Origin of the sequence: Microbacterium oleivorans, from assembly GCF_013389665.1 — a bacterium.
In the GTDB taxonomy this organism is placed as follows: Bacteria; Actinomycetota; Actinomycetes; order Actinomycetales; family Microbacteriaceae; genus Microbacterium; species Microbacterium oleivorans_C.
Genome location: NZ_CP058316.1, coordinates 1,607,009 through 1,630,978, shown reverse-complemented (window position 1 = coordinate 1,630,978; position 23,970 = coordinate 1,607,009). Strand labels below are relative to the sequence as shown.

General features: G+C 69.3%; 26 protein-coding genes and 1 pseudogene. 14 read left to right on the top strand and 13 right to left on the bottom strand.

What is annotated here, in order from left to right:
• The first annotated feature begins 2 nt into the window (after positions 1-2).
• Entirely contained in the window at positions 3-1,100 is a 1,098-nt protein-coding gene (locus tag HW566_RS07830; protein WP_178011821.1) for an ABC transporter ATP-binding protein, read from the top strand.
• The gene (locus HW566_RS07825; protein WP_178011820.1) at positions 1,097-1,636 is read left to right on the top strand and encodes a histidine phosphatase family protein; all 540 of its coding nucleotides are present in this window, start codon (positions 1,097-1,099) and stop codon (positions 1,634-1,636) included. Before HW566_RS07830 ends, HW566_RS07825 begins: the two co-directional genes overlap by 4 nt.
• 27 nt (positions 1,637-1,663) lie before the next feature.
• Here the strand turns inward: HW566_RS07825 and HW566_RS07820 are convergent, their stop codons facing one another.
• Positions 1,664-2,257, bottom strand: a complete 594-nt coding sequence (locus HW566_RS07820; protein ID WP_178011818.1) for a CGNR zinc finger domain-containing protein — start codon at positions 2,255-2,257, stop codon at positions 1,664-1,666.
• A gap of 162 nt (positions 2,258-2,419) precedes the next feature.
• Between HW566_RS07820 and HW566_RS07815 the strand changes: the two genes are divergently transcribed.
• Positions 2,420-3,679 carry an MFS transporter gene (locus HW566_RS07815; protein ID WP_256728925.1) on the top strand — a complete coding sequence of 420 codons (1,260 nt, stop codon included), beginning with the start codon at positions 2,420-2,422 and terminating at the stop codon, positions 3,677-3,679.
• A 31-nt stretch (positions 3,680-3,710) separates the two neighbouring features.
• Complete coding sequence (gene pip, locus HW566_RS07810; protein WP_178014788.1) at positions 3,711-4,697, top strand: prolyl aminopeptidase; 987 nt, start codon at positions 3,711-3,713, stop codon at positions 4,695-4,697.
• Between the two features lie 70 nt (positions 4,698-4,767).
• Here pip and HW566_RS07805 read toward each other — a convergent pair whose 3' ends face one another.
• Positions 4,768-5,775: a LacI family DNA-binding transcriptional regulator gene (locus tag HW566_RS07805; protein WP_178011814.1), complete on the bottom strand. Its 1,008-nt coding sequence runs from the start codon at positions 5,773-5,775 to the stop codon at positions 4,768-4,770.
• 218 nt (positions 5,776-5,993) lie between these two features.
• Between HW566_RS07805 and HW566_RS07800 the strand changes: the two genes are divergently transcribed.
• From HW566_RS07800 to HW566_RS07780, 5 genes are all read left to right on the top strand, one after another.
• Complete coding sequence (locus HW566_RS07800; RefSeq protein ID WP_178011813.1) at positions 5,994-6,815, top strand: ABC transporter permease; 822 nt, start codon at positions 5,994-5,996, stop codon at positions 6,813-6,815.
• Complete coding sequence (locus HW566_RS07795; RefSeq protein ID WP_178011811.1) at positions 6,812-7,609, top strand: ABC transporter permease; 798 nt, start codon at positions 6,812-6,814, stop codon at positions 7,607-7,609. The genes HW566_RS07800 and HW566_RS07795 overlap by 4 nt, the downstream gene beginning before the upstream one ends.
• Positions 7,606-8,598: an ABC transporter ATP-binding protein gene (locus tag HW566_RS07790; protein WP_178011809.1), complete on the top strand. Its 993-nt coding sequence runs from the start codon at positions 7,606-7,608 to the stop codon at positions 8,596-8,598. Before HW566_RS07795 ends, HW566_RS07790 begins: the two co-directional genes overlap by 4 nt.
• 86 nt (positions 8,599-8,684) lie before the next feature.
• Entirely contained in the window at positions 8,685-9,764 is a 1,080-nt protein-coding gene (locus tag HW566_RS07785) for an extracellular solute-binding protein (RefSeq protein ID WP_178011808.1), read from the top strand.
• 97 nt (positions 9,765-9,861) lie between these two features.
• Positions 9,862-10,983 (top strand): adenosine deaminase family protein, encoded by a 1,122-nt coding sequence (locus HW566_RS07780; protein WP_256728924.1) that lies wholly within the window; start codon positions 9,862-9,864, stop codon positions 10,981-10,983.
• Positions 10,984-11,090: 107 nt separating this feature from the next.
• Here the strand turns inward: HW566_RS07780 and HW566_RS07775 are convergent, their stop codons facing one another.
• From HW566_RS07775 to HW566_RS07765, 3 genes are all read right to left on the bottom strand, one after another.
• Positions 11,091-12,695 carry a DEAD/DEAH box helicase gene (locus HW566_RS07775; protein ID WP_178011806.1) on the bottom strand — a complete coding sequence of 535 codons (1,605 nt, stop codon included), beginning with the start codon at positions 12,693-12,695 and terminating at the stop codon, positions 11,091-11,093.
• A 214-nt stretch (positions 12,696-12,909) separates the two neighbouring features.
• A complete protein-coding gene (locus HW566_RS07770; RefSeq protein ID WP_178011804.1) occupies positions 12,910-13,167 on the bottom strand; it encodes a glutaredoxin family protein in 258 nt (85 codons plus the stop codon).
• 25 nt (positions 13,168-13,192) lie between these two features.
• Positions 13,193-13,660, bottom strand: a complete 468-nt coding sequence (locus tag HW566_RS07765; RefSeq protein ID WP_178011802.1) for a MarR family winged helix-turn-helix transcriptional regulator — start codon at positions 13,658-13,660, stop codon at positions 13,193-13,195.
• Positions 13,661-13,763: 103 nt separating this feature from the next.
• Between HW566_RS07765 and HW566_RS07760 the strand changes: the two genes are divergently transcribed.
• On the top strand, positions 13,764-14,555 hold the full coding sequence (locus tag HW566_RS07760) for an SDR family NAD(P)-dependent oxidoreductase (RefSeq protein WP_178011800.1): 792 nt from the start codon (positions 13,764-13,766) through the stop codon (positions 14,553-14,555).
• A gap of 40 nt (positions 14,556-14,595) precedes the next feature.
• On the opposite strand, the gene HW566_RS07755 is transcribed toward HW566_RS07760, so the two are convergent.
• The 5 genes and pseudogenes from HW566_RS07755 to HW566_RS16235 form a co-directional block, all read right to left on the bottom strand.
• Positions 14,596-15,723: a glycosyltransferase gene (locus tag HW566_RS07755; protein WP_178011798.1), complete on the bottom strand. Its 1,128-nt coding sequence runs from the start codon at positions 15,721-15,723 to the stop codon at positions 14,596-14,598.
• Between the two features lie 95 nt (positions 15,724-15,818).
• Positions 15,819-16,976, bottom strand: coding sequence for a polysaccharide deacetylase family protein (locus HW566_RS07750; RefSeq protein ID WP_178011796.1), 1,158 nt, complete (start codon positions 16,974-16,976; stop codon positions 15,819-15,821).
• A gap of 145 nt (positions 16,977-17,121) precedes the next feature.
• Entirely contained in the window at positions 17,122-17,910 is a 789-nt protein-coding gene (locus HW566_RS07745; RefSeq protein WP_178011794.1) for a glucose 1-dehydrogenase, read from the bottom strand.
• 195 nt (positions 17,911-18,105) lie between these two features.
• Positions 18,106-18,360, bottom strand: coding sequence for an aldo/keto reductase (locus HW566_RS16060; RefSeq protein WP_256728923.1), 255 nt, complete (start codon positions 18,358-18,360; stop codon positions 18,106-18,108).
• Positions 18,361-18,444: 84 nt separating this feature from the next.
• A pseudogene (locus HW566_RS16235) lies at positions 18,445-18,496 on the bottom strand (hypothetical protein); the annotation flags it as partial.
• Between the two features lie 143 nt (positions 18,497-18,639).
• On the opposite strand from HW566_RS16235, the gene HW566_RS07735 reads away from it, so the two are divergent.
• Positions 18,640-19,230, top strand: coding sequence for a TetR family transcriptional regulator (locus HW566_RS07735; protein WP_178011792.1), 591 nt, complete (start codon positions 18,640-18,642; stop codon positions 19,228-19,230).
• Complete coding sequence (locus HW566_RS07730; RefSeq protein WP_178011790.1) at positions 19,227-19,364, top strand: hypothetical protein; 138 nt, start codon at positions 19,227-19,229, stop codon at positions 19,362-19,364. Before HW566_RS07735 ends, HW566_RS07730 begins: the two co-directional genes overlap by 4 nt.
• A gap of 106 nt (positions 19,365-19,470) precedes the next feature.
• Here the strand turns inward: HW566_RS07730 and HW566_RS07725 are convergent, their stop codons facing one another.
• Positions 19,471-19,884: a hypothetical protein gene (locus tag HW566_RS07725; RefSeq protein ID WP_178011788.1), complete on the bottom strand. Its 414-nt coding sequence runs from the start codon at positions 19,882-19,884 to the stop codon at positions 19,471-19,473.
• 474 nt (positions 19,885-20,358) lie between these two features.
• Positions 20,359-20,811 carry a (deoxy)nucleoside triphosphate pyrophosphohydrolase gene (locus HW566_RS07720; protein ID WP_178011786.1) on the bottom strand — a complete coding sequence of 151 codons (453 nt, stop codon included), beginning with the start codon at positions 20,809-20,811 and terminating at the stop codon, positions 20,359-20,361.
• Between the two features lie 83 nt (positions 20,812-20,894).
• Between HW566_RS07720 and HW566_RS07715 the strand changes: the two genes are divergently transcribed.
• Together HW566_RS07715 and HW566_RS07710 are read left to right on the top strand one after the other, a co-directional pair.
• Positions 20,895-21,836: a thymidylate synthase gene (locus HW566_RS07715; protein ID WP_178011784.1), complete on the top strand. Its 942-nt coding sequence runs from the start codon at positions 20,895-20,897 to the stop codon at positions 21,834-21,836.
• Positions 21,833-22,768, top strand: a complete 936-nt coding sequence (locus HW566_RS07710) for an alpha-glutamyl/putrescinyl thymine pyrophosphorylase clade 3 protein (protein ID WP_178011783.1) — start codon at positions 21,833-21,835, stop codon at positions 22,766-22,768. The genes HW566_RS07715 and HW566_RS07710 overlap by 4 nt, the downstream gene beginning before the upstream one ends.
• Here HW566_RS07710 and HW566_RS07705 read toward each other — a convergent pair.
• A complete protein-coding gene (locus HW566_RS07705) occupies positions 22,765-23,862 on the bottom strand; it encodes an ImmA/IrrE family metallo-endopeptidase (protein ID WP_178011781.1) in 1,098 nt (365 codons plus the stop codon). The genes HW566_RS07710 and HW566_RS07705 overlap by 4 nt on opposite strands.
• Positions 23,863-23,970 lie beyond the last annotated feature (108 nt).

Below are 23,970 nucleotides of genomic sequence, written 5' to 3'. Positions count from 1 at the left end.
TCATGGCATCCGTCACCCTCGAACACGTCTCTCTCCGCTACCGCGACGGCACGCTGGGTCTCGCCGACGTCGACCTCGCTGTCGCCGACGGCGAGTTCCTCGCCCTGGTCGGACCCTCGGGCTCGGGCAAGACGACGCTGCTGCGCAGCATCGCCGGCTTCCTCACCCCGACCGCCGGACGCATCCTGATCGGCGACCGCCCGCTCGCGGGCGAGGGCTTCTCCGTGCCGCCCGAGCAGCGCCGGCTCGGCATGGTGTTCCAGCAGCACGCCGTGTGGCCCCACTGGAACGTCGCACGCAACGTCGAGTACCCGCTCCGCCGGGCACGGGTCGGTCGAGCCGAACGCACCCAGCGTGTCGGCGAGGCCCTCGATCTGGTCGGCCTCGCCGGCCACGAGCGCCGCGATCCGGCGACGCTCTCGGGCGGGCAGCGGCAACGCGTCGCGCTGGCCCGCGCCCTCGTCGCACGTCCGCGCGTCCTTCTGCTCGACGAAGCGCTCTCGGCTCTCGACGAGCCGCTCCGCGACCGGTTGCGGCTCGAACTCCACACGCTGACGCGCGAGCTCGGGCTGACGGTGATCCACGTCACGCACGACCGGTCGGAGGCGCTCGCGCTCGCCGACCGGGTCGCGGTGCTCGACGCCGGCCGCATCCGGCAGATCGACGCGCCGGAGACCCTGCTCTCGCATCCGGCGAGCCCGTTCGTCGCGCGCTTCCTGTCGGACGCGACGCTCGTCGCGGGTGCCGTCAGCGGCGGCCGCTTCCGGGCCGACGGGCACCCGCTCGAGCTCGCCTGCGGCTCGCTGCGCGGCGAAGGGATGCGCGCGACGGCGGCGGTCCTGCCGACGTCGGTGCGGCTGCACCCCGGCGGCGGCGACGCCGTCGTCCGCTCCGCGCTCTTCACGCCGGACGGGTGCGACGTCGTCGTCGACTGGCGAGATCTGCGGCTGCGGGTCCGCGAGACCGGCACCCGTCTGCTGGTCGGCGACCGGGTCGCCGTCGAGGTGACGGATGCCGTCGTCTACCCGGAAGGCGATTCCCCGGCGGCCCCCGGCGGGACGGGCCCCCTGCGGCCTCGGATCGTCGCGGTGCCGTCGTGACGCTCGCGCTCGTCCGCCATGGTCGGACGGCATGGAACCGCGAACGCCGCATGCAGGGTCGATCCGACCTGGTGCTCGACGGCGTGGGCGAGGAGCAGGCGGCCGCGGCGGGACGGATCCTGTCGGGAGCGGTCTGGGCCCGCATCGTGTCGTCGCCGCTGCGGCGGGCGGTGCAGTCCGCTGAGATCATCGGCGCCCACCTGCCCGGCATCCGGCACGAGCGCCGGAGCGACCTCGTCGAGCGCGACTACGGCCAGGCCGAAGGTCGGCTCGTCGCCGAGGCGCGGGAGAACTGGCCGGACGAGGGGTACCCGGGCGCGGAGTCGATCGATGCGACCCGCGAACGCGGCGCGGGCGCGCTGCGGGATCTTCTGCGGCAGGGCGAGAACACCGTGGTGGTGGCGCACGGCACGGTGCTCCGCCTCGCCGTGGAAGCGCTGACCGGCAGCCCCTGTCCGCGGATCCTCAACGGCGAGGTCATCCTCGTCGAGGCCGGCGCGATGGGGGAGCTCCGCGCGAGGCGGCTCAGCGGCTAACGCCCGCGGGCCCTCCGCCGGCCGCGATCACGACGTGCGCTTGGCCTGGTGGCGCTTGACGCGGTTGCGGTTGCCGCAGCCGGCCGCCGTGCACCAGATGCGGTTGCGCCGCGGCGAACGGTCGAGGTAGACCCACCCGCACGCGTCGTCCGCGCACTGGCGCGCCGAGGCGAGGTCGGCGGTCAGCAGGTCGTGGGCGATCATCGCGATCGCGGCCCGCGGTCCGGTCGCGTCGTGCGGCACGTCCCACTCCCACGTCGCAGGCTCCTCGCGACGGCGCAGGGCCGACCGGCTGAGCGCCGCGGCATGCTCGCGTGCGACGAGCTCGGCGGCCCTCTCGGATCGCTCGAACACCGCCTCGTAGACGGCCTCGCGCAGTGCGACGACGGCCCGGTGCTCGCGCGTCGCGGTCGCCGCAGGCGTGGCCGTGAGCAGAGCCGCGTCCGTCACCGCCGACGGTGCGAGGCCGAGCTGGCGGCACCAGGCGATGACGTCGGCGAAGTCGGTGAGCGTGTCGATCGCCCGCGACGGGTCGAGTCGCCAGTGCACGGTGTCGACGAGGTCGAGGGCGGGGTGGCCCGCGACCTCGGGGAACGGTGTCGACGTGCGCGGCTCTTCCACCCTCCCATGCTAACTCCTGTATGGACGTTGTGGCATTAGTCGGGGTGTGCGAGGGTCTAACGCATGAAACGTTCCGCACGCGTTAGTCGAGCATCCACCGGGCTCGGGCCGGGGTTCCGTCGGCTCTGGCTCGCTCAGGGCGCCTCATCGATCGGAGTGCAGGTGAGCGAGCTCGCGGTCCCGCTGCTCGCGGTCGTCAGTCTGGGAGCGAGCGCGGGGCAGGCGGGGATGCTCGGCGCGGCGCGATGGGTGCCGTTCCTGCTGCTGGCTCTGCCGCTCGGCGTCCTCGTCGACCGGATGCGACGACGCCCCATCCTCATCGCCGCCGATCTCGCCCGCGCCGCGCTGACCGTGGTGATCGTGCTCCTCGCGTCGCTCGGCCGGCTGACACTGCCGGCCCTCCTGTTCTTCGTGCTGCTCCTCGGCGCGTTCACCGTCGCCTTCGAGGTGAGCTACCAGTCCTACCTGCCGACCGTCGCGGGGCGCGACCAGCTCGAACGGGCGAACGGGCGGCTGCAGGCCACCGCAGCGGCCGCCGAGATCGGCGGTCCGGGCTTGGGCGGCGTGCTCATCCAGACGCTGACGGCCGCGTGGGCCCTGCTCGCCCACGCGGTGACGTACGTCGTCTCGGCGGTGGCGCTCATCGGGATCGGGGCCCGGGAGCGTCGTCCGACGCCGACCGGGCACGGCGCTCTCGCCGAGCTCCGCGAAGGTCTGCGGTTCGTACGACGTGACCGCTATCTCGTGGCTCTCGTCGGCTTCGCTGCGATCTACAACCTGTTCGCGCACGCGATCACGGTGCTCTTCACGGTCCACGCGGTACGCGAGCTGGGGCTCGAGGCCGGCCACCTGGGGCTCGTCTTCGGTCTCGGGGCGGTCGGCGCCGTGGCCGCCGCGGCGAACGCCCCCGGGGCGGTACGCCGCTTCGGCGCGGGGCGGGTGCTCGTCGCGTGCGCCGCCGTCGAGAGCGTGGCGCTGTCGGCCCTGCCCGTCATCCCGGCCGGCCTGCCCCTTCCCGCGCTGATCGCCGTTCTGGTGGGAGTCTTCGCGTGCAACGGTGCCGGCACCGCGCTCTCGAGCGTCGTGGCGCTGACGCTCCGGCAGCTGCGGACCCCGGATGCGCTGCTCGGGCGCGTGAACGCGACCATGCGCTGGATCTCGTACGGGGTGATCGCCCTCGGCGCCGGCCTCGGCGGCATCGCCGGCGAGCTGCTGGGCACCCGTGCCGGGATGGCCATCGGATGCGGCGGCGTGCTGCTGACGGTCGTGTGGGTGGCGCTGTCGCCGCTGCGCACCATCCGGGATCCGCGCGAGCTGGCGGCGTCAGAGGGCGGAGACCGGGCGGGTGGCGGGCCGGATCCCGGTCCGCCACCGTGCGGCGACGCGGTGCGCGACGACGCCACCGGTACCGTGAACGCATGACTGAACGCGACCGCGGAGCCGCACGGTGAGCGTGTCGGCCGCGCTGGCCGACATCCTGTACCCCGAGATCGAGCCGTACGAGACCGGGTTCCTGCTCGTCGGCGACGGCCAGCGCGTCTCCTGGGAGCAGTCGGGCAACCCCGAGGGCAAGCCGGTCGTGTTCCTGCACGGCGGGCCGGGCGGGGGCACCTCGCCGTGGCACCGGCGCTTCTTCGACCCCGAGGTCTACCGCATCATCCTGTTCGATCAGCGGGGATGCGGCAGATCCACGCCGCACGCGAGCGACCCCGCCGCCGACCTCCGTCACAACACGACGTGGCATCTCGTCGCCGACATCGAGCTGCTCCGCCGCAACTTCGGCATCGACCGCTGGCAGGTGTTCGGCGGTTCGTGGGGCTCGACCCTCGCCCTCGCCTACGCGCAGTCGCATCCCGACGCCGTGTCGGAGCTCGTGCTCCGCGGCATCTTCACGCTCCGCCGTCACGAGCTCGAGTGGTTCTACGAGGGCGGCGCGGCGGCGCTGTTCCCCGACCTGTGGGAGGACTACCTCGCGCCCGTCCCCGTGATCGAGCGCAGCCGGCTGATCGAGGCCTACCACCGGCTGCTGACCGACCCCGACCCCGCCGTGCACGTGCCCGCGGCCCAGGCCTGGACGCGCTGGGAGGCGTCGACCGTGACGCTTCGCCCGGACCCCGAGCTGGTGGCGGCCATGAGCACGCCGGAGTCGGCGACCGCGTTCGCCCGCATCGAGAACCACTACTTCATCCACCGCGGCTGGCTCCGCGAGGGGCAGCTCATCGAGGATGCCGCAGCGGGCCGGCTCCGCGGCATCCCCGGCGTGATCGTGCAGGGTCGCTACGACGCGTGCACGCCACCGATGACCGCATGGGACCTGCACCGGGCCTGGCCCGAGGCCGAGTTCGTCATGGTCGACGACGCCGGTCACTCCGCCGGCGAGCCCGGCATCGCCGCCGCGCTCGTGGCCGCGACCGACCGCTTCGCCGCCGCATCCCGCTGACGGGCGCTTCGGTCCGGTCGCGTTCGTCGAGAACGTGCGTCCCCGGCGAGAACGCACCGTTCGGGGTGCGTTATCGCGACGAGAGTGCGTTCTCGGCGGGACGGAGCGGGGCCTCGGTGGCGCTCGCCGCCGGCCAGTGCACCGACACGTCGAGGCGTCGGCGGGTGGGATCGGATGGCGGGGTGACGAGCATCGGGATGAGTGCGGCCATCGCCTCGCGGCCGAGCTCGTCGCCGTCGACGTCGATCGCGGGCACGTCGTCGGCCCCGATCGCCTCGGCCACCAGGCGTTCCGCGCTGACGAGGATCTCGCCGGGGGATGCGACGCCGCGGGCGCGGAGGGCGAAGACGAGCCCGAGCCCGATCGACGTGGCGTAGGGGACGACGGCTGTCGCGCCCGAGTCGATCACCGCGTCGGCGGTCGCAACACCCGCCGCGAACGTCGCGGGGAAGGGGCCCAGCGCGGCCAGCTCGACGCGCTCGCCGACGGCCGCCTCGATCGCGGCTGAGCGCTGCCGGTCCTGCCACGACCCGTCGGGACCGCCGAGGTAGACGATCCCGCGATGACCGGCGTCGGCGAGGCGCGTCGCGAGTTCGGCGAACGCGCTCGCGGTGTCGGCCACGATCGAGGTCAGGCCGTCGATCTCGCGGTCGACGAGGACCGTCGGCCCGAAGGCGCCGGCGGCACGGACGATGTCATCGGGGCCACGCGGTGCGACGAGGATGCAACCGTCGACCTGTCGGGCGAGGCGTTCGAATTCGTCGAGTCCGTCGACGTCGTCGAGCCGGTGCACCGCGATCGTGAGCTGCAGATCGGACTCCCGGGCGCGATCCTGGGCACCCGCGATGATCGGCGTGAAGAAGGCGTTGTCGAGGGTCGGGACGACGAGCGCGACGATGCCGCTGCGACCCCGGGCGAGGTGGCTCGCGGCGCGGTTCGGGATGAAGCCGAGCTCGGAGGCTGCCGCCCGCACGCGCTCGACCGTGTCAGGTGCGACGAGGTCGGCGCGGCTCAACGCGCGGGATGCGGTCGACTTCGACACGCCGGCGTGTGCAGCGACATCGGCGAGGGTCGTCACCGCACTCCCTTCCCCGCTCCGCCTCAGGGCGCGGCGGTTCGCTCATCCTACTGAGCCGCGGCGAACGCACGCGCCGCCGCCGTTCGGCGGTTTTACACGGAGTTAACACGAATGGTCGCAGTGTCCCGCCCGGGGGTCATACGGTAGATGCAACCGGTGTCACAACCGGTTGCAACCTCGTCCCCGCGCCCGCACCCCCGCACGAATGGAGTTCGCTCGTGGTCTCACGCCGCACCGGACTGCTCGCCCTCCCCGGGCTGGCGCTCCTGCTGGCGGGGTTCCTGATCCCCTCGATCGCGATGCTGTTCGCGCCTCCGGGTGTCAGCCCGCTCGACATCCTCGAGCGCCTCGGCCGGATGCTCACCGATCCGTTCGACCTCGCCATCATCGGCCGCACCGTCGGGCTCGGGCTCATCGTGACGGTGGTCTGCATCGTCCTGGGCTTCCCGATCGCCTACCTGCTGGCCCGGTCGACGTCGCGGTGGGCGGGCGTGCTGCTCGCGCTGGCGATCTTCCCCCTCCTGCTCAGCAACGTCGTGCGCACGTTCGGGTGGCTCGTGCTGCTCGGCTCCAACGGCGCCATCGGACAGCTGCTGACGGGGCTCGGGCTCGTCGACCGCGCGCCGCAGCTGCTCTACACCGAGCTCGCCATCGTCCTCGGCCTCACGCAGCTCTTCCTGCCGCTGGCGATCATCTCGTGCTACTCCGCCGTCGCCCAGGTCGACCCCGGCCTCGACGATGCGGCACGCGGACTCGGTGCGAGCCGCACCCGCACCTTCTGGGGCATCGTCGTGCCGCTCTCGGCGCCGGGCATGGTCGTCGCGGCCACGCTCGTCTTCGCCGGCAGCGTCACCGCCTACACGACCCCGTACCTGCTCGGCGGATCCAGCCAGCGGATGCTGTCGACGCAGCTGTACTCGTACTCGAGCGTCACGATCGACTGGGCCGCCGCGAGCGCCACCGCGATCATCATGACGGTGCTCGTCTTCGCCGTCTCGGGACTCTCGGCCGTCGTCGGACGACGGGGGGCCACCTCGTGAAGACGAGCCGTCCCGTCGCGGCGTCCCTCGCCGTCGCCGGCTACATCGTCATGATCGTGCCGATCCTCTTCGTGGTCGCCACGGCGTTCACCGGCGGCAGCACGTTGCGCTTCCCGCCCGAGGGGTTCTCGCTGCGCTGGTTCGAGGCTGCCCTCGCCTACGACCCGTTCATCGACGCGCTGCTGTCGAGCCTGCAGCTCGCGCTGCTGGCCACCGTGCTCGCGCTCGTGATCGGCGTCCCGGTGACGCTGGCGATCCACCGCGGGCGGCTGCCGGGCAAGGGTCTGGTCGAGGGGTTGTTCCTCTCGCCGCTCATCGTCCCCGAGCTCGTGGTCGGCCTCGCGCTGTACCAGCAGCTGATGATCGGGCTCCGACTCGACAACTTCCCCGTGCTGCTGATCGGCCACACGGTGCTCATGCTGCCTTACGCGGTGCGGGTCACCGGCGCCTCCCTCGCCCTCGCCGATCCGGGACTCGAAGAGGCCGCGCGCGGCCTCGGAGCGTCGCCGGTGCGGGCCTTCTTCACCGTGACGCTGCCGCTGCTGCGCCCCGGGATCTTCTCGGCCGGGCTGCTGAGCTTCGTCACCTCGTTCAACAACGTCCCGCTGTCGCTGCTGCTGCAGAGCCGCGACTTCCGCACCCTGCCCGTGACGATGCTCGACTACGTCCAGCAGAGCTACGACCCCATGGTCGCGGCCACCAGCACCATCATCCTCGCGGGCACCGTCGTCATCGCCGTCATCGCCGAGCGCACCGTCGGCTTCGCCCGCATCTTCGGAGGGATCAACCGATGACCACCGCAGCAGAGTTCGTCGGGGTGACGCAGCGCTTCGGCGACTTCACCGCCGTCGACGACATCGACCTCGCCATTCCGTCGGGGCAGCTCACGACGCTGCTCGGCCCGAGCGGATGCGGCAAGACCACCTCGCTGCGCATGCTCGCCGGCTACACGCAGCCGACCTCTGGTCGGATCATGATCGCCGGCACCGACGCGACCCGCACCCCGCCCGAGCGCCGCGGGCTCGGCATGATGTTCCAGTCGTATGCGCTCTTCCCGCACATGACCGTCGCCGAGAACGTCGGCTACGGGCTCAAGCTGCGCAAGGTCGGCGCCACCGAGCGCCGTCGCCGTGTCGAGGAGTCCCTCGACCTCGTCGGGCTCGGCCACCTCGCTGCGAGCCGTCCCAAGAAGCTCTCGGGCGGTCAGCAGCAGCGCGTGGCCCTCGCCCGCGCCATCGCGATCCGGCCGACCCTGCTTCTGCTCGACGAGCCGCTGTCGAACCTCGACGCGCGACTGCGCGTGCAGATGCGTGCCGAGATCCGGCGTATCCAGTCCGAGACCGGTCTCACCGTGGTGCTCGTCACGCACGACCAGGACGAGGCGCTCGAGATGTCGGATCGGATGGTGCTCATGCGCGACGGCCGCGTCATGCAGGAGGGCGCGCCGAGCGAGGTCTTCACGGCTCCGGCGAACCGTTTCGTCGCGGAGTTCCTCGGCTACGAGAACTTCATCGGGGCGGCCGACGGCTCGGTGACGACCGTCCGCCCCGAGCACCTCGCGATCGGTCGCCCGGCCACGGGAGCCGGCCTGTCGCTCGAGGGTGTCGTCGTCGACGTCGCCTACCGCGGCGTCGACCGCCTCGTCTCGCTCGAGACCGTCGACGCCGCCGGCCGCACCGTGCGCCTGGTCGCCGACGTTCGCGACGAGGCCGTGCTCGCACGCCCCGGCGACCGCGTGACCGTGACGGCCGCCGAGTCGCGACTGATCCGTCTCGCCGCCTGACCGCGCCCCGCCCGTCCCCGACGCACCACCGCACCCGCACCACCCGCATCCGCCGCGGCCCGCCCGCAGCCCCGAGAGGACCCCGCATGAACCGCACCCGTACCAGCCGCCTGCTCGCGGCATCGTCCGCCCTGGCAGCCACCGCGCTCGTCGTCACCGGTTGCGCCGGCGGCGGTGACGAGGATGCCGTGGGATCGAGCGACTCGATCGTCGTCAGCGCCTTCCCGTTCGGCGTCGAGCAGTTCCAGGAGGCGATCGTCGACCCGTTCACCGAGAAGACCGGCATCGAGGTCGAGATCGAGACCGGGTCCAACGCCGACCGCCTCTCGCAGCTCCAGCTCGCCGGTGGCGACGCCGGCATCGACGTCATGCTGATCTCCGACAGCTTCGCCGCCTCGGGCCAGGAGCAGGGCCTGTTCCAGGACTTCGACGAGTCCGACGTGCCGAACCTCGGCGCCATCGCCGACTTCGCCGTCGAGGAGGGCTACGACGGCCCCGCCTACAGCTACCAGCTCAACGGCACCCTCTACAGCACCGACGACCTCACCGCCGAGCAGGCGGCCGACTGGTCGCTCTACGCCGATCCGGCCAACAGCGGCCGGCTGGCGTTCCCCGACATCTCGGTGACCGCGGGGCAGCTCGCCGTCTCGGGTGTCGCCGAGACCTTCGGCAGCGGACCCTACGACGTCGACACCGCGTTCGAGACGATCGGCGGCTGGGCCCCCGGCATCCTGCAGTTCTACACGTCGTCCACCGAGGTGACCAACCTGCTCACGCAGGGCGAGATCGTCGCGGCCGATGCGCTCAGCGGCTTCGCCACGACCCTCGTCGCCTCGGGTGAGCCGGTGGCGTGGACCGCGCCGGCCGAGGGCCGGTTCATGGCGACCAACCGGGCCATGATCCCCTCGGGCGCCACCAACGTCGAGGGCGCCTACGCGTTCATCGACTACCTGCTCTCGGTCGAGGCGCAGACGGCGTCGGCCGAGATCGTCGGCGACCTGCCGGTCGCGCTGGATGCGACCATCCCCAGCGAGATCACCGACGTGGTCGGAGACATCGCCGCCGACCCGATCGCCGCCGGCTACGCGACGCTCGACCCGGCCGAGATCGTCCCGAACCGCGCCCAGTGGGTCGAGCGGTTCGCGCGCGAGGTCGCCTCGCGCTGATCCAGACCGCCCGGTCGCCGAGCGCCCCCCAGTCTCGGCGGCCGGGCTTTCTCCTTGCTCCACGACTCGCGTCGGCCCACGACGCACGAACGGCACCATGACCTCCGCACCGCCCCTTCCTCCCGCGTACCTCCACCGGCTGCCCAAGGCCGACCTGCACTGCCACCTCATCGGCACCGTACGCGCGGCGACCTTCGCCGAGCTGGCCCGCCGCGAGTCGCTCGCGCTGCCCGCCGACCCCGAGCGCATCTTCGCCGACATCAACTCGCTGCCGCCCGACCCGGCCCTGTACCGCAACACCCGCATCCCGGTGCCGCAGCAGCGCGGCGCCGACGAGCCCGAGGTGTCGTACTCGCTGTTCCAGGTGTCGAACTGGGTCGTCGAGGTGCTCCGGGATGCCGACGACCTGACCCGCGTCGTCTACGAGGCCTTCGAGGACGCGCACCGGCTGAGCGGTACCCGCCACCTCGAGCTGTTCTTCGACGCGCTGCCCCCGCACCTGGCGTCGCTCGGGTACCGCGGCGCGATCGAGGCGTACGCCGAAGGCATCCGCATGGCCGAGCGCGACTTCGGGACGACCGGGCGGATGATCCAGGGCATCGACCGCAGTCGCAGCGGCGAGGAGGCCCTCGAGGTGGTGCGCCGCGTCGTCGACAACCCCCACGAATACGTCGCCGGCATCGGCCTCGACAACCTCGAGACCGCCGGTCCGCCCGAGCGCTTCGCCGATGCCTACCGCCTCGCCGGAGAGGCCGGGCTCGGACGTACCGCCCACTCGTCGGAGCACGCGCCCACCGCGGCCAACACCATCACCTGCCTCGACCTGCTCGGCTGCGACCGCATCGACCACGGCTACTACGTGCTCGAGGACGACGCCGTCGTGGCGCGCATGCGCGACGAGCAGGTCTCGTTCACGGTGGCCTCGACGACCTCGCGCCGCTCGTGGCGTCCGTGGCGTCGCGCCTCGATCGCCGCGATGCTCGACGCCGGGCTGAACGTCATCCCGTGCTCGGACGACCCCGGGATGTTCCCGACGACGCTCGCGGCCGAGTACGGCATCGTGTCGGAGCAGATCGGTGCGACCCCCGAGCAGGTCCGCCGCATGGCCGTGGCCTCGTTCGAGGCATCCTGGCTTCCCGCTGCGGAGCGTGCCCGCCGCGTCGCCGAGGTCACGGCCGAGATCGACGCCCTCGACGCCGAGTTCGCCCTCACCTCCTGACCTCCGCTCCTGCGCTCACCCCGCACCAACACGAAGGTGGCGCGTCCGCAGGGTACGCAATGCGTAGACCCGGCCGACGCGCCACCTTCGGTGCGCGTGGGGGAGACTCAGCGGCCGCTGCGGCGCCCGGCGCTGTTGCTGCGGACGACGGAGCCGACCATCAGCTTGCCGCCGCCGGCGGCGCCGTTCGACGTCGCGCGGCGGCCGGTGCGACGCGGGTTGCCCGCGGGAGCGGCATCCCGGGCCTCGCGCGGCGCGCGGTCGGCGGACTGACCACCGCGCGCGGGCTGCTGGCCGCCACGGCCGGACTGCTGACCACGGCTCTGCTGGCCGTCGCGACCGCCGGCGGCGCCGTCGCGCCCGGCAGCGCCACCGCGCCCGGTCGATGCACCGCCGCGGCCGGAGCCACCGCGTCCGCCCGAACGACCGCCGGCAGCGCCGTCACGGCTGTCGCGCGCGGCGCGCTTGCGCTGTGCGTTCGCGCCCTGGCTCGTGCCGCGGGGGGCCTGCTCCTCGACGGGTGCGGGCGTGACGTAGGGGGCGACCTCGCCGATGAGCGCGACGACCTCGGGCGAGGTCTCGGTCACCGAGACGGGGGTCACCGTGATGGCGGCCTTGCGCAGCAGGTCCTTGACGTCGCGCTCCTGACCGGGCTGCACGAGGGTCACGACGGCACCCTCGGCGCCGGCGCGGGCGGTGCGGCCCGAGCGGTGCAGGTACGCCTTGTGCTCCATGGGCGGGTCGACGTGGACGACGAGCTCGACGTCGTCGACGTGGACGCCGCGCGCGGCGACATCCGTGGCCACGAGCACGCGGGCGGTCCCGGCCGAGAAGGCCGCGAGGTTGCGGTCGCGCTGCGGCTGCGACAGGTTGCCGTGCAGGTCGACCGACGGGATGCCCTGCGAGGTGAGCTGGCGCGCGAGCTTCTTCGCGGCGTGCTTGGTGCGCAGGAACAGGATGCGGCGGCCCTTGCCCGAGGCGAGCGCCTTGACGACGTCCTTCTTGGCCTCGGTGCCGCCCACGTGGAAGACGTGGTGGGTCATCGCGGCGACGGGGGAGTTGGCCTCGTCGACGGAGTGCAGCACCTCGTTCTGCAGGAAGCGCTTGACGAGCTTGTCGACGCCGTTGTCCAGCGTCGCGCTGAACAGCAGCCGCTGTCCGTCGCGCGGGGTCTTGTCGAGGATGCGGGTGACGGCGGGCAGGAAGCCGAGGTCGGCCATGTGGTCGGCCTCGTCGATGACAGTGATCTCGACCGAGTCGAGGGTCAGGTGCCGCTGCTGCAGCAGGTCTTCGAGGCGACCCGGGCAGGCCACGACGATGTCGACGCCTGCCTTGAGGGCCTGCACCTGGCGGGTCTGGTTGACGCCGCCGAAGATCGTGGTGGTCTTCAGCCCGTACGCCTCGGCGAGCGGCGCGAGCACGGCGTTGATCTGGGTCGCGAGCTCACGGGTCGGGGCGAGGACGAGACCCAGGATGCGGGTCGAGCGGCGCGAGCCGCCGGCGAGCTCGCCGCCGAGGCGCGCGACCATCGGGATCGAGAAGGCCAGGGTCTTGCCCGAGCCGGTCTTGCCGCGGCCGAGGACGTCGCGTCCGCCGAGGGTGTCGGGCAGGGTGTCGACCTGGATCGGGAAGGCGTTGGTCTTGCCGTCCTTCGCGAGGACCTCGAGAAGAGGAGCGGGCACGCCGAGCGCGCGGAAAGTGGTGTCAGTCATGGGGAGCGTTCTCCGGGCACACGTCGGCGCCCTGATCGGTGGCCCGGATGCGGATGCGCAAACGGGTTCGCCGTACGAAGGTTGTCCGCGCGACGCCGGTTGTGACCCGGTTCGCGGAAGGCGTTCTACGACGCGTGCGGCGCGAGCGCGCCACAAGAACCCTCAGTCTATCAGTGAAGCCCGGTGGTCTCGTTCGCTCCCCGTGCGGCGGGGGTCAGATCAGCGCGAGCTCGCGGAGCTTGGCGGCCACGTCGTCGTTGCTCGGCTCGACGTGGTGGCTGGCGTCGGGGTAGACCACGACGGGGATCTGCGTGCGGCCCGAGATCTCGCGAGCGACGTCGGCGGCGGTGGGCTCGGCCTCGAGGTCGATGTAGGTGTAATCCACGCCGAGCTCGTCGAGCTGAGCCTTGGTGCGGCGGCAGTCACGGCACCAGTCGGCGCCGAACATCGTGATGGTGTCAGAAGCAGTCATGTATCCAGCGTACGTTCGCCGGTGCTCAGGGGCGCGGCTCCCACATCTGGTCGGGACCGGCGGCCTCGGCGATGCGGCGACTGATCGTGCCCAGCTGCTGGGCCTGGCGCTCGGTGAGGGCGTCGAAGACCACCCGGCGGACGAGGGCCTGGTGGCCGGGTGTCGCCGCCTGCACCCGCTCGTGCCCGGCTTCGGTGAGGGTTCCGAGCGTGAATCGCCCGTCACTCGCGTCGGTGGATCTCTCGACGAGACCGTTCTTCTCGAGTCGGGTGACCGCGCGAGACAGCCGCGAGAGCGTGCAGTTCGCGTACGTGGCGAGCGTGCTCAGGCGCAGAGTCCGGCCGGGCGCGGTGTCGAGGGCGTACAGCACGCCGTACTCGAAGTGCGTGAGACCGCTATCGCGCTGCAGCTGCGCGTCGAGTGCGGGCGGCAGGCGCTCGAGCAGAGTGGCGAGCGACGACCATACGGCGAGTTCGTCGGGGTGCAGGGACATGCGTCGAGCGTAACCCCGATGACTTGCTCAGGAAAGTCATTTGCCCTAGGTTGACTTGCTCAAGCAAGTGAAAGGCGCGTCCTGCGCCGAAACGGAGGACCTCATGGACATGCAGCTGCAGGGCACGACCGCGTTCGTCAGTGGATCGACGAGCGGGATCGGGTACGCGGTCGCCCGCGCACTGGCGGGGGAGGGCGCGCGCGTGACGCTCAACGGTCGCGACGAGGGGCGGGTCGCGGCGGCGGTCGAGCGGCTGCGGGCCGAGCGTCCGGATTCGGATGTGTCGGGCATCGCCGCGGACTTTGCCGACCCGGACGCGGTGGCGGGGCTGATCGAGCAGCTCGGCGATGTCGACGTGCTCGTCAACAACGTCGGGCTGTTCGGTCTGGCCGCCTTCGGCGCGGTCGACGACGCCGAGTGGCAGCGCTACGTCGAGGTCAACGTCATGAGCGGAGTCCGGATGTCGCGCGCGCTGCTCCCCGGCATGCTCGAGCGCGGGCGGGGACGGGTCGTGTTCATCAGCAGCGAGTCCGGGGTTTCCGTCCCGGCCGACATGGTGCACTACGGCGTGACGAAGGCCGCGATGATCGCGCTGTCCAACGGCCTTGCCAAACTCACGCGCGGCACAGCGGTGACGGTGAACACAGTTCTCGGCGGCCCGACCTACTCCGACGGGGTCGCCGCGACGATCGGCCAGATCGCCGCGGCGCAGGGCGTCGAGGCGACATCCGTGCGGGATGCGGTGATCGGGCAGAATGCGACCACCCTGCTCGAGCGCTTCATCGAACCGGACGAGATCGCGGCACTCGTGGTCTATCTCGCGAGTCCGCTCGCGTCGGCGACCAACGGAGCGGCTCTCCGGGCCGACGGGGGAGTCCTGACCACGACCCTCTGACCTCGCGGCCTCAGGAATCTCGCGGCCTCAGGCTGACGCCTCAGTACTCGACGGCTCGGGCACGTTCGGGGGCGGGTTCGAGCACCGCTGCCGAACGCTCCTTCTTGGGGGCGTAGACGACGAGGGCGTGGAAGACGAACCGCGCGACGAACGCCGCGACGAGGGTGAGGCCGGCGGCGAGCACGCTCGGGATGTGCGCGTTCTCGACGAGGACCCACAGCACCGGGATGCGGATGACCGCCTCGGCGTTGTTGAAGGTGAACGATTTCAGGAACCGCTGGGCCATGCTGCCCGACTCGGCCCGCATGTCGGAGAAGACCAGATACTCCAGCAGCAGGAAGTTGCCGATGATCGTGATCTCGCTCGCGATGATCGAGGCGGGGAGGTAGTCCATGCCCAGGCGGATCAGGCCCCACATGATCACGAGGTTCGCGATCGCGCCGACCCCGCCGACGAGGGCGAACGCCGACATGCGCCCGAAGCGCAGCATGAGCAGCTGCGTGAGGAAGCGGATGCCCTGCGTGAACGTCGCCTTCGAGGCGCCCGCGTACCGCGGCGCGAAGGCGAAGGGCACCTCGTCGACGCGCAGGTGGCGGCGCGCCAGGATCTCGAGCAGGATCTTGAACCCGCGCGGCCGGAGCGCGTCGATGTCGATGGCGTCGCGGTCGAGGAGGAAGAACCCGGTCATCGGGTCGCTGCAGGCCCCCAGTTTGCGCGGGAACATGGCCTTGGTCAGCAGCGTCGATGCGCGCGAGACGGTGGTGCGGGTGGCGTCGGCAAGGCCGCGTGAGTCGCCGCCGGCGATGTAGCGCGATGCGACGACGACGTCGACGTCGCCGCGGTCGGCGCGGGCCAGCAGGCGCGGGATGTCCTCGGGCGGATGCTGCAGATCGCCGTCCATCACGAGGCACCAGGGGGATGCCGCTGCGCGGATGCCCTCGACGACCGCGCCGCCGAGGCCGGCAACGGGCGCGTCGCGGTGGATGAGCCGCACCGGGAAGTCACTGCGCGCTGCGGCCTGCTCGATGATGCGGGGGGTGTCGTCGGTGGAGTCGTCGACGAACAGCACCTCGATCATCCGGTCATCGACCGCCTCGCCGATGCGCCGCAGCAGTTCGGCGACGTTCGGACCTTCGTTGAAGGTCGGGACGACGATCGTCAGATCCATGTGGCGCTCGCTGTTCCGGAGAGGCTGGGGAGTTCACACGTTACTGAGGATTGGTATGCGTTCAAGCCGTTGACTCTGAGGATCTCGCCTGAGATTCACCCGATGGACTTCTTCAGGTCATCCACCGTCATCCCGTAGTCGACGCGTACGCACGGCAGCGCGAGTTTGTCGGTTCCGATCGAGACGTAGCCCTGCTCGATCGTGCGGGCCATCTCGAAGCCGGCGTCGGCGACGGCCTGCTTCGCGGCCTCGTCGTAGTGGCCGAACGGGTACGCGAGCACCTCGGTGGTGCCGCCGAGCACGCTGGCGGAGGTTTCGAGGTCGGCGACGATCTCGTCGTGCGTCCAGTTCACGATGCGCCCCTGGCCGTTCTCTCCGGCGGTGTGCATGTCGTGGGTGTGCGAGCGCTTGAGCACGTACGGGGTCAGGTCGGGACCCGGGCCGTTGGTCGTGATCACGAACGACGTCGTCATCACCCGGTACTTCTCGACCAGGGGCACCGCCAGCTCGAGCCACGTCGGATCGGCGTCGTCGTCGGTCACGATGACCGAGTGGTCGGGCAGGAACAGCCTGCCGTCGATGAACGCGCTGAGCTCCGGCCAGGTCGGCAGGTAGAACTGCTGCTCGGAGATGTACGCCAGGTGCGCCTCCCAGTCGCCGACGTAGGCGAAGTTGCCGCGCAGCCAGCCCGACTCGCCCTCGGGCTTGGTCGTGAACTGGTGGTACATGAGGATCGGGATGCGGGTGCCCGCGGCCACGTTCGCGTCGGGGGTCATCCACGCGGCGTGCACGGTGCGCTCCCGGGCCTCGCACGACACGGCATCCGCGCCGTTGAGGCGCCCGGGGATCGACAGCGACGCGGCATCCTCGGCGGTGTCGTACCACCCGGCGAAGACCTGCCCATCGCGGGTCGGGATCGGCAGCGACGCGTACAGCGCACCCTGCGTCTCGAGGACCGGTGCGATGTCGACGCCGTCGCCCGCGAACGACACGGCGCAGGCGTCCGGGTCGTCGGTGGTCGACAGGAGCTCCTGCGCGGCGGTGAGCGGCTCAGGCGTGGGGGTCTGCGCTGCGGGGGTGGGGGTGCTCTGGGCGGCCGGGGCCGGCTCGTCGCCGGAGCGCTGCAGGGTGTCGACCACGAACCAGCCGGCCGTCGCGCCCGCGAGCGCCACGGCCGCCACGGCGACGCCGACGCCGATCGCCCGACGCTTGCGCTGCTGTCGTCGCGCGTCGGCGCGTCGCGTTCCGGCCATCGTCTCTCCCCTGTGCGGCGTGGTCGTCCGTCCTTCGGATCCTATGGGGCGCCGCGGGCCGGACACGTCGGTCGTGGCCGGGGGAGTCCGGCCACGACGAAGGCCGGCCCGATCGGGCCGGCCTCCTTCAGCTGCGAGCGTTACGTCAGTACGCGGCGGACTGCCCGCCGTCGATCGGCAGCACCGTCGCGTTGACGTACGACGCGTCATCCGAGAGCAGGAACGCGACCACCGCCGCGATCTCGGGCGCCTCGCCGTAGCGCTTGGTCGGGTTCGCCTGGATGAACTCCTCGGCGGCCCTGCGTGGGTTCTCGGCGTCGATCTGCTTCATCGAGTTCTCGACCATCGGGGTCCAGATGGCTCCGGGAGCGATCGCGTTCAGCCGAACGCCGTACCGGCCGTACTCGACGGCGGAGTTGCGCGTGAGGCCGACGACTCCGTGCTTCGCGGCCGCGTAGCCGGACTGGTTGCCGACGCCGCGGATGCCGCCGACGCTCGCCGTGTTCACGACGGCGCCCGAGCCCTGCTCGCGCATGATCGGGAGCACCTTCTCGAGCCCGAGGAAGACGCCACGGAGGTTGATCGCCACGACCTTGTCGAACTCGTCGGCGGTGAAGTCCTCGGTGAGATTCTGCTTGCCCTCGATGCCGGCGTTGTTGAAGAAGCCGTCGATGCGGCCGAACTCGTTCTTCGCCGCGTCGACGTAGTTCTTCACCTGCGCCTCGTCCGAGACGTCGGCGGTCGTCGTGATGACGCGGGCGTTCGGTGCGACCTCGCGGATGGCGTCGACCGTGGCGGCGAGGCCCGGTTCGGACACATCGACGAGCGCGAGGTTCGCGCCCTCGGTCGCCAGTCGGACCGCGGTGGCCCGACCCAATCCGGAACCGCCTCCGGTGATGAGGATGGTCTTGTCGGTGAAACGGGCGTCCGTCATATCTGCCTCCTGGGCTCGAGATGTGACGATCAGCGCCCCGTCCGCGTGGAGCGCCGGTCGGGTCGGCCGTTGTGGGTCGACCATGGTCAACGCTACGCCCGTTTCCATTCACCGGAATGAGATTGCGGAATCCCGTCTCGGCGGATACCGTCCCGCCCGTCCGAGTCGGGCGGGTTCGCCCGCGTCGGACGGGACTTACTGGGCGGGGCCGGCGGCGATGATCGCGTCGATGCGCGTCAGGTCGTCGGCGGACAGCTCGACACCCGCGGCGGCGTTGTTGTCACTGACACGGTCGGGGTTGCGAGACCCCGGGATCGGCACGATGTCGGGCCGCTGAGCCAGCAGCCAGGCCAGCGAGAGCTGCGCGAGCGACACGCCCTTGCTCTCGGCCAGTGCGGAGAGCTGCTGGGCGGTCGTCAGGTTCGCGTCGAATCGGCGCCAAGGCGGCACCGAGCAGCTCCTCGCCGGTGCCCCAGCCGTACAGCTCGGCGGTGTCGAAGTGCGTGACGCCGTCGTCGTGGGCGCGGCGGATCGCCGCGATCAATTCGGTGTCATCGCTCGGGCCGTATCCGAACACGGTGCCCATGGCGCCGTATCCGATCGCCGACGAGGTGAGACCGAGGTTGCCGATGGCGCGCTGCTGCATGCTGTCGTCCTTCCAGGAGTGTGAATGACAGCGTGCGCCTGTCATGTCAGTGTCTGACACCCGTGACAGCGTAAGATGATCGAATGCCCGCCACTGAGCCGTCGCGCGATGGGCTTCGCGGATTCACCCGCGAAGCAGTCCGTCAACGGCTGGCGGATATCGCGCTCGACCTCTTCGCCGAGCACGGCTTCGACGCGGTGACCGTGGAGCAGGTCGCGGATGCGGCCGGCATCTCGGCGCGCAGCCTGCACCGCTATTTCCGTTCGAAGGAGGACATGGTCATCGGGGTGCCCGAGAGCTACGGCGACCTGGTGCGCGTCGCGCTGGAGGATCGTCCCGCCGACGAGCCCGTCATGCGCTCCCTGCTGGCCGCCTATACGGCGATGATGGGAAGTCGGGCGCAGACCGAGCGAGACAGAGTCGCGATGCGCCTCATGTCCGCGACTCCCGCATTGCGCGCTCGCAACATGGAGAAGCACTCGCTCTGGTCGGAGATGTTGGCGCCGATCGTGGCGCAGCGCCTGTCGGGGGATGACGTCGATCTGCGCGCACGCGCGTTGGTGCAGGCCAGCCTCGGTGCCTTCACCCTGGCGTTGACGACCTGGGGCGACGCGGGAGAGGACCGGTCCGTTCAAAATCTGCTCCTGGTCACCTTCAGAGACCTGGTCCGATGAGCCGCTCCGCCGCGGGGTGGACCTGCCCGACCTGCGGCGATCCCCTGCGGTTCGAGATCCTCGACGACGAGTCGTTCACGGTCGCGTGGTCGTGCCTGAACTGCGGTCTCGTGCGCGTCACCGCTCCCAGCTGACGGGGACGAGGATCCGCGGCGGCGCGGTACCCCCACGGTCTTGCGGCTTCTCGTTTCGTCACGAACCGATGGTCATCCGCACCCGCATCCGCGTTCTGATGGACGCTCAGAGCACGAGCCTGACTCGTGCCTCACCCGGCCCGCCGCACTGTTCACTCCCGCCGGAGCGCTTCCACTCGGCCGCGACTGTCATCTCACGTATGACGTTGCCCTCCGCATCAAGAGCCCGCACGATGAAGTTGTCCGGGGTTGACATGTCCGGCAGGTGTAGGACCCATCCCTCGCCGGTCCTTTGCGGTGAAGAGAAGCCGGTCAGACCGTCGGGCGAAGGCTCACTGGAGCAGCCGCGCTCGTCGCACACTTCCACCATCGTGGCGGCGACATCTTCTTCGTGGACCTCGACGATGAGCGTGTTCGACCACCCGATGGCCGGGCAGGCGAAGGCTCCCCCGCAACTGGTCAGCATGAAGCTCATCGCGAGCGCCGCAATGACTGACGGCACAACGGGGGGCTGTCTCACACGACGACGTTTTCACGCAGGATGGCGAACGGCGGAACTGAGACCGAAACGTTGCTGTCGCCAGTGCAGGGGTCTCGAGGGTGAAGACCGCCAGGATCGCTGCGGGGGGCGGCCACCGAAGCCGGTTGCAATGGGCACCTGCTCGGCCTACATGCGAACGCGCAACTCGTCTCGTCTGGCGACCAGATGGCATCCGATGCAGGCGGTTCGTCTCGAATCGCTCGTTCGATGATCAAGTCGAGACACGCCGTTGGCCGAGCAAGAGAAAAGACCCTCCTCCGGTGGAAGCCTGAAGAAGGACCAGTGGCTCCGGCCGGCGTCGACCCCGTGACCTCTCGATTTTCAGTTGTATGCGGCGGGTTTACGGGTGCTCACGAGTGCTCGTTTGCCGCGTGATTCCGCGGAAGTCGTGTTCGTTGGTGATGGCTGGTTCTCGACAGTCTCAGCCGAGCTTCCGGCCCTGGACCGGCCCGGTCACGTGTAAGTGGTGGGGGATGTCGCACCACGCCGAAGGAGCGCTACCGCCTCGAGGTCAGGGGCGCACCAACCGGAGAGAGGAAGTGATTCCGGGGACTCCCACAGGAAAATGTCGTGGTCAGTGCTCCTAAGTGGCGCAGCGGAGACGAGTGTCGCCCACACACAGATCAGTTCGATGTTCTCGTCTACGGCAATTGACCGACACAGCTCTTCGCCCGGCTTGACCTCTATTGACAGTTCCTCCCGAAGCTCCCTCACGATCGCGTCGGGGGGCGCCTCTCCTGCCTCCAGCTTCCCTCCCGGGAACTCCCAGCAACCCGCGCTCCGTAGCCCCGGCCGGCGTCGCCCGATGAGCACGCGGCCTGCATCATTCACGACGATCGCCGCAGCAACTCGCATAGGGGTACTCATGGCTTCATTGTCGCCCATCCGTCCGTCGAGACCCAGCACGTCGGCTCCACACGAGTCAAAGGCGCTCAGTATAATCGGCCCGAGGCGTGCACATACGAAGGCGAGGCGCGGAGATGCTCATAGTGCGGCAGGAGTCTCTGGACGACGCCTTGAACGATGTGTTCGCCGGGCTGCGAACGGGCGGCGAGCCGATCCATCCTAGAAAGGGACCCGCGCGCGAAATCATTGGGGCGAGCATAGAGATCTCGGATCCACGATCTCGAGTCAGCCGCAGCCAGACACGTGGCCGAATATTCAGCGCCCTCGGCGAGCTGCTGTGGTATCTCGGCGGCACTGACGACGTCGAAATGATCAGCTACTACATCCCCGCGTATGTCCATTCGGCCCATGAAGGTCGGGTCGAGGGGGGCTATGGTCCAAGGCTTTTTGGCGTCGGGGCGAGACTTGCGGATGTCGTTCAAATACTCAGAGACAACCGTGACTCGCGTCGCGCTGTAGTCCAGATCTTTGATCATGCTGACCTGGTGAATGTTGCCGACGTTCCGTGCACCACCTCAATGCAGTTCCTATCTCGGGGTGGCGAACTTAACCTCGTTGTGAGTATGCGCTCGAACGATGCTTACCTTGGCTTCCCACATGACGTATTTGCGTTCACCATGCTTCAAGAGATCGTTGCGTGCCAGCTTGGTCTCTCGCTCGGACGTTATGTTCACTTCGTGGGAAGTATGCACATTTACGAAGAGAATATGGCCCAGATTGATCGTTATCTGGACGTCGAAGGTTGGCAGTACCCGGGCGCAATGCCGATAATGCCGCCAGACCGAGTGGATGATTTCTTGTCGAAGCTCTTATCTGCTGAGGTCGCGATACGCACGTCAGGGTCTCAGGCGGCTGTGGATCCGGAACTAGCCTCCGACAGCTACTGGGGCGACGTCGTCTTGTTGCTGCGGGCTGTCGCGGCTAAAAGAGCGGAGGAAATCGAGGCGATCGAGGGTCAGCTGACAAATTCCTTCTACTCACCGTACTTGCGCGACCGACGGCAGCAGCTGGAGGAATCCCGATGATCAGGAATAATTATCGCCGAGATGCGGAGCGCATCGGCGCGGCTTTGGACGCATTCGAGGCCGAATACGGAGCGTTGCCGGGAATCCTCGATCCGAGCTTCCGTGAGGGGTTAATCGATCAAATTATCGACTCCGAACAGAGAGTTGCCTACTTCGCGCGGCTGCGTGGCCGCACTCTCGACGCCAACAGTGCAGATCCGGGGAGCACGTCTTTCGACCCGTTGCGTGCGTCCATAATTCACGCGGAGCGGGGGAACTATGACGAAGCTGTTTGGCTCGTCTTCCTTTTCGTTCACTTCGGTCGTCATCGCCTTGCTGGTTGGCGATATGTGCGCGACGTTTATGGAAGGTTAGGCGACGGACGGCTTTGGGATTGGCCGTCGGTGTCCGCGGACCCGATCGGGTTCCGGTACTGGCTCGACGATCATCAGCAGGAACTATTGGCCGCCCCGGGACCGCGGGGATTTAGCAACCATCGAAAGTACGAGAGTCTCAACGCTTGGGAGAAGACGGGAACCGGCGAAGCATTCGAGAGCTATGTGCGTTGGATCTTGTCTGGCGGCGGCGACCATGCTGCCTTCTTCGCTCAATTCGACGTCCTGGATCCTGCCGACAGATTTGATGCGCTATATCGATCGATGTCCGCTGTCGCGCGATTCGGGCGTATCGCGCGCTTCGACTACCTGACCACCTTGCTAAAGCTTGAGCTAGTGCAGCTAGACGTGCCGCACTCCTACCTTGTCGGTGCAACGGGCCCGCTCCGCGGCGCGCAACTTTTGCTCAGAGGCAAGGTTGGCGAAGGGCTCGCGCGCGATTTGCAGCGGGAGTTGCAAGTGCTGTCGCAGTCGATTGGGATTCGTGGTGACGTGATGGAAGACGCAGTTTGTAACTGGCAGAAGTCTCCCGATGCTTATCAGCGGTTCTCCGGCTAAGGGCGGCGTGACAGATCTGTACCGTCCCAGCGGTATCGACGTTTAAGGCCATTGAGCTGATTTGGGCGTAGCGCGCCAGAATGCTGTAGCTGACCAACAACAATGCCAGGAGCGACCTCATTCCTCGAGGCGAATTTCGTCACTTCGCGCATAGTCGGCCCGTTCGTCCTTCTGGAATTCAGATCCGCGGTCCCGAAGGGCAAGAGATTGTCTGCCGCAAAGGTGTTTGCCTCCTGCTCCATATGGGAGACATCTTGCCCCGCGACGAACTCATCCACGAAGACATCACCCTCGGGGTGAATTAGCAAATGCCCGATCTCGTGGAAAAGCGTGAACCACAGGTGGTCATCGGTCATGTGTCTTGCGGTGAGTGCTATGCGTGGGGCTCTACTGGCGCTCCAGAATGACACGCCACTGATCCGCATACCCTCGAGCGGCCTCAAAACCACGAAACCTACCCCGGCAGCGGCGAGGTGCGCTTGAGTTTTCGGGAGGAAGTCGCGCGGATCGGCAAGTCTCGTCAGATCCCGGAGGTTGCGCAGCTGATCGGACAACGCGGCAGGATCCCACGAACTGAGAGTCTGAGCGTCCGCGATTCGGTCTACCTGCCGCATCCACGTGGCTAGTGCGATGGCATCGGAGTCGAAGGACGCGGACGCGCGGTACCTCGCTTCTTGGAGAGTGCTCTCAATGCGGGACGTCCCCTCGGCTGGGGTCTTTGCGTCAAAGAAATCGAGCGCGCTACGTGCTTGCGATCTCCAACTGGTGGAGGATTCGATCCATCCAAGTCGAACCATCTGCTTCAGCGGGAGGCGCTGGGCGAATTCCTCATCCGACAGCGCGCGGACGCTTGCCGCGAACTGGCTCTCTCGCTGCAGCCAGAAGTCGGATGACCCTCCGAGAGTGCGTGCCAAAAGCTCGGCAAGGTGGGCGTCGATTGGGCGGTCCCCGTTGAGGATTCGCCGAGTCTCCGGGTCCCCCACGCCAAGACGATCCGACAAGTCGTCGACAGTCCAGTTGTGGCGGCGCAGTGCACGATGGATGCTGACGGCGGGGGCCGAAGCCCAACGCGGTTCGAAGGTGGTTGTGGACATCTACCGATCCTCCTTTGCCCGGATCTCGTCGATTCGTATCCTTCGAGCGACGCCCCACTCCGCGGGAGTCGTGGGTGCGGACCGACCAGGTCGGAGAAGGAGCGCGCC

What these genes read in the sequence shown, in the direction of transcription:
- HW566_RS07830 (WP_178011821.1), top strand. Translation starts at nt 3, where the DNA reads ATGGCATCCGTCACCCTCGAACACGTCTCTCTCCGCTACCGCGACGGC.
- HW566_RS07790 (WP_178011809.1), top strand. Translation starts at nt 7,606, where the DNA reads ATGACCACCGCAGCAGAGTTCGTCGGGGTGACGCAGCGCTTCGGCGAC.
- HW566_RS07785 (WP_178011808.1), top strand. Translation starts at nt 8,685, where the DNA reads ATGAACCGCACCCGTACCAGCCGCCTGCTCGCGGCATCGTCCGCCCTG.
- HW566_RS07780 (WP_256728924.1), top strand. Translation starts at nt 9,862, where the DNA reads ATGACCTCCGCACCGCCCCTTCCTCCCGCGTACCTCCACCGGCTGCCC.
- HW566_RS07775 (WP_178011806.1), bottom strand. Translation starts at nt 12,695, where the DNA reads ATGACTGACACCACTTTCCGCGCGCTCGGCGTGCCCGCTCCTCTTCTC.
- HW566_RS07770 (WP_178011804.1), bottom strand. Translation starts at nt 13,167, where the DNA reads ATGACTGCTTCTGACACCATCACGATGTTCGGCGCCGACTGGTGCCGT.
- HW566_RS07765 (WP_178011802.1), bottom strand. Translation starts at nt 13,660, where the DNA reads ATGTCCCTGCACCCCGACGAACTCGCCGTATGGTCGTCGCTCGCCACT.
- HW566_RS07760 (WP_178011800.1), top strand. Translation starts at nt 13,764, where the DNA reads ATGGACATGCAGCTGCAGGGCACGACCGCGTTCGTCAGTGGATCGACG.
- HW566_RS07755 (WP_178011798.1), bottom strand. Translation starts at nt 15,723, where the DNA reads ATGGATCTGACGATCGTCGTCCCGACCTTCAACGAAGGTCCGAACGTC.
- HW566_RS07750 (WP_178011796.1), bottom strand. Translation starts at nt 16,976, where the DNA reads ATGGCCGGAACGCGACGCGCCGACGCGCGACGACAGCAGCGCAAGCGT.
- HW566_RS07745 (WP_178011794.1), bottom strand. Translation starts at nt 17,910, where the DNA reads ATGACGGACGCCCGTTTCACCGACAAGACCATCCTCATCACCGGAGGC.
- HW566_RS07735 (WP_178011792.1), top strand. Translation starts at nt 18,640, where the DNA reads ATGCCCGCCACTGAGCCGTCGCGCGATGGGCTTCGCGGATTCACCCGC.
- HW566_RS07730 (WP_178011790.1), top strand. Translation starts at nt 19,227, where the DNA reads ATGAGCCGCTCCGCCGCGGGGTGGACCTGCCCGACCTGCGGCGATCCC.
- HW566_RS07710 (WP_178011783.1), top strand. Translation starts at nt 21,833, where the DNA reads ATGATCAGGAATAATTATCGCCGAGATGCGGAGCGCATCGGCGCGGCT.
- HW566_RS07705 (WP_178011781.1), bottom strand. Translation starts at nt 23,862, where the DNA reads ATGTCCACAACCACCTTCGAACCGCGTTGGGCTTCGGCCCCCGCCGTC.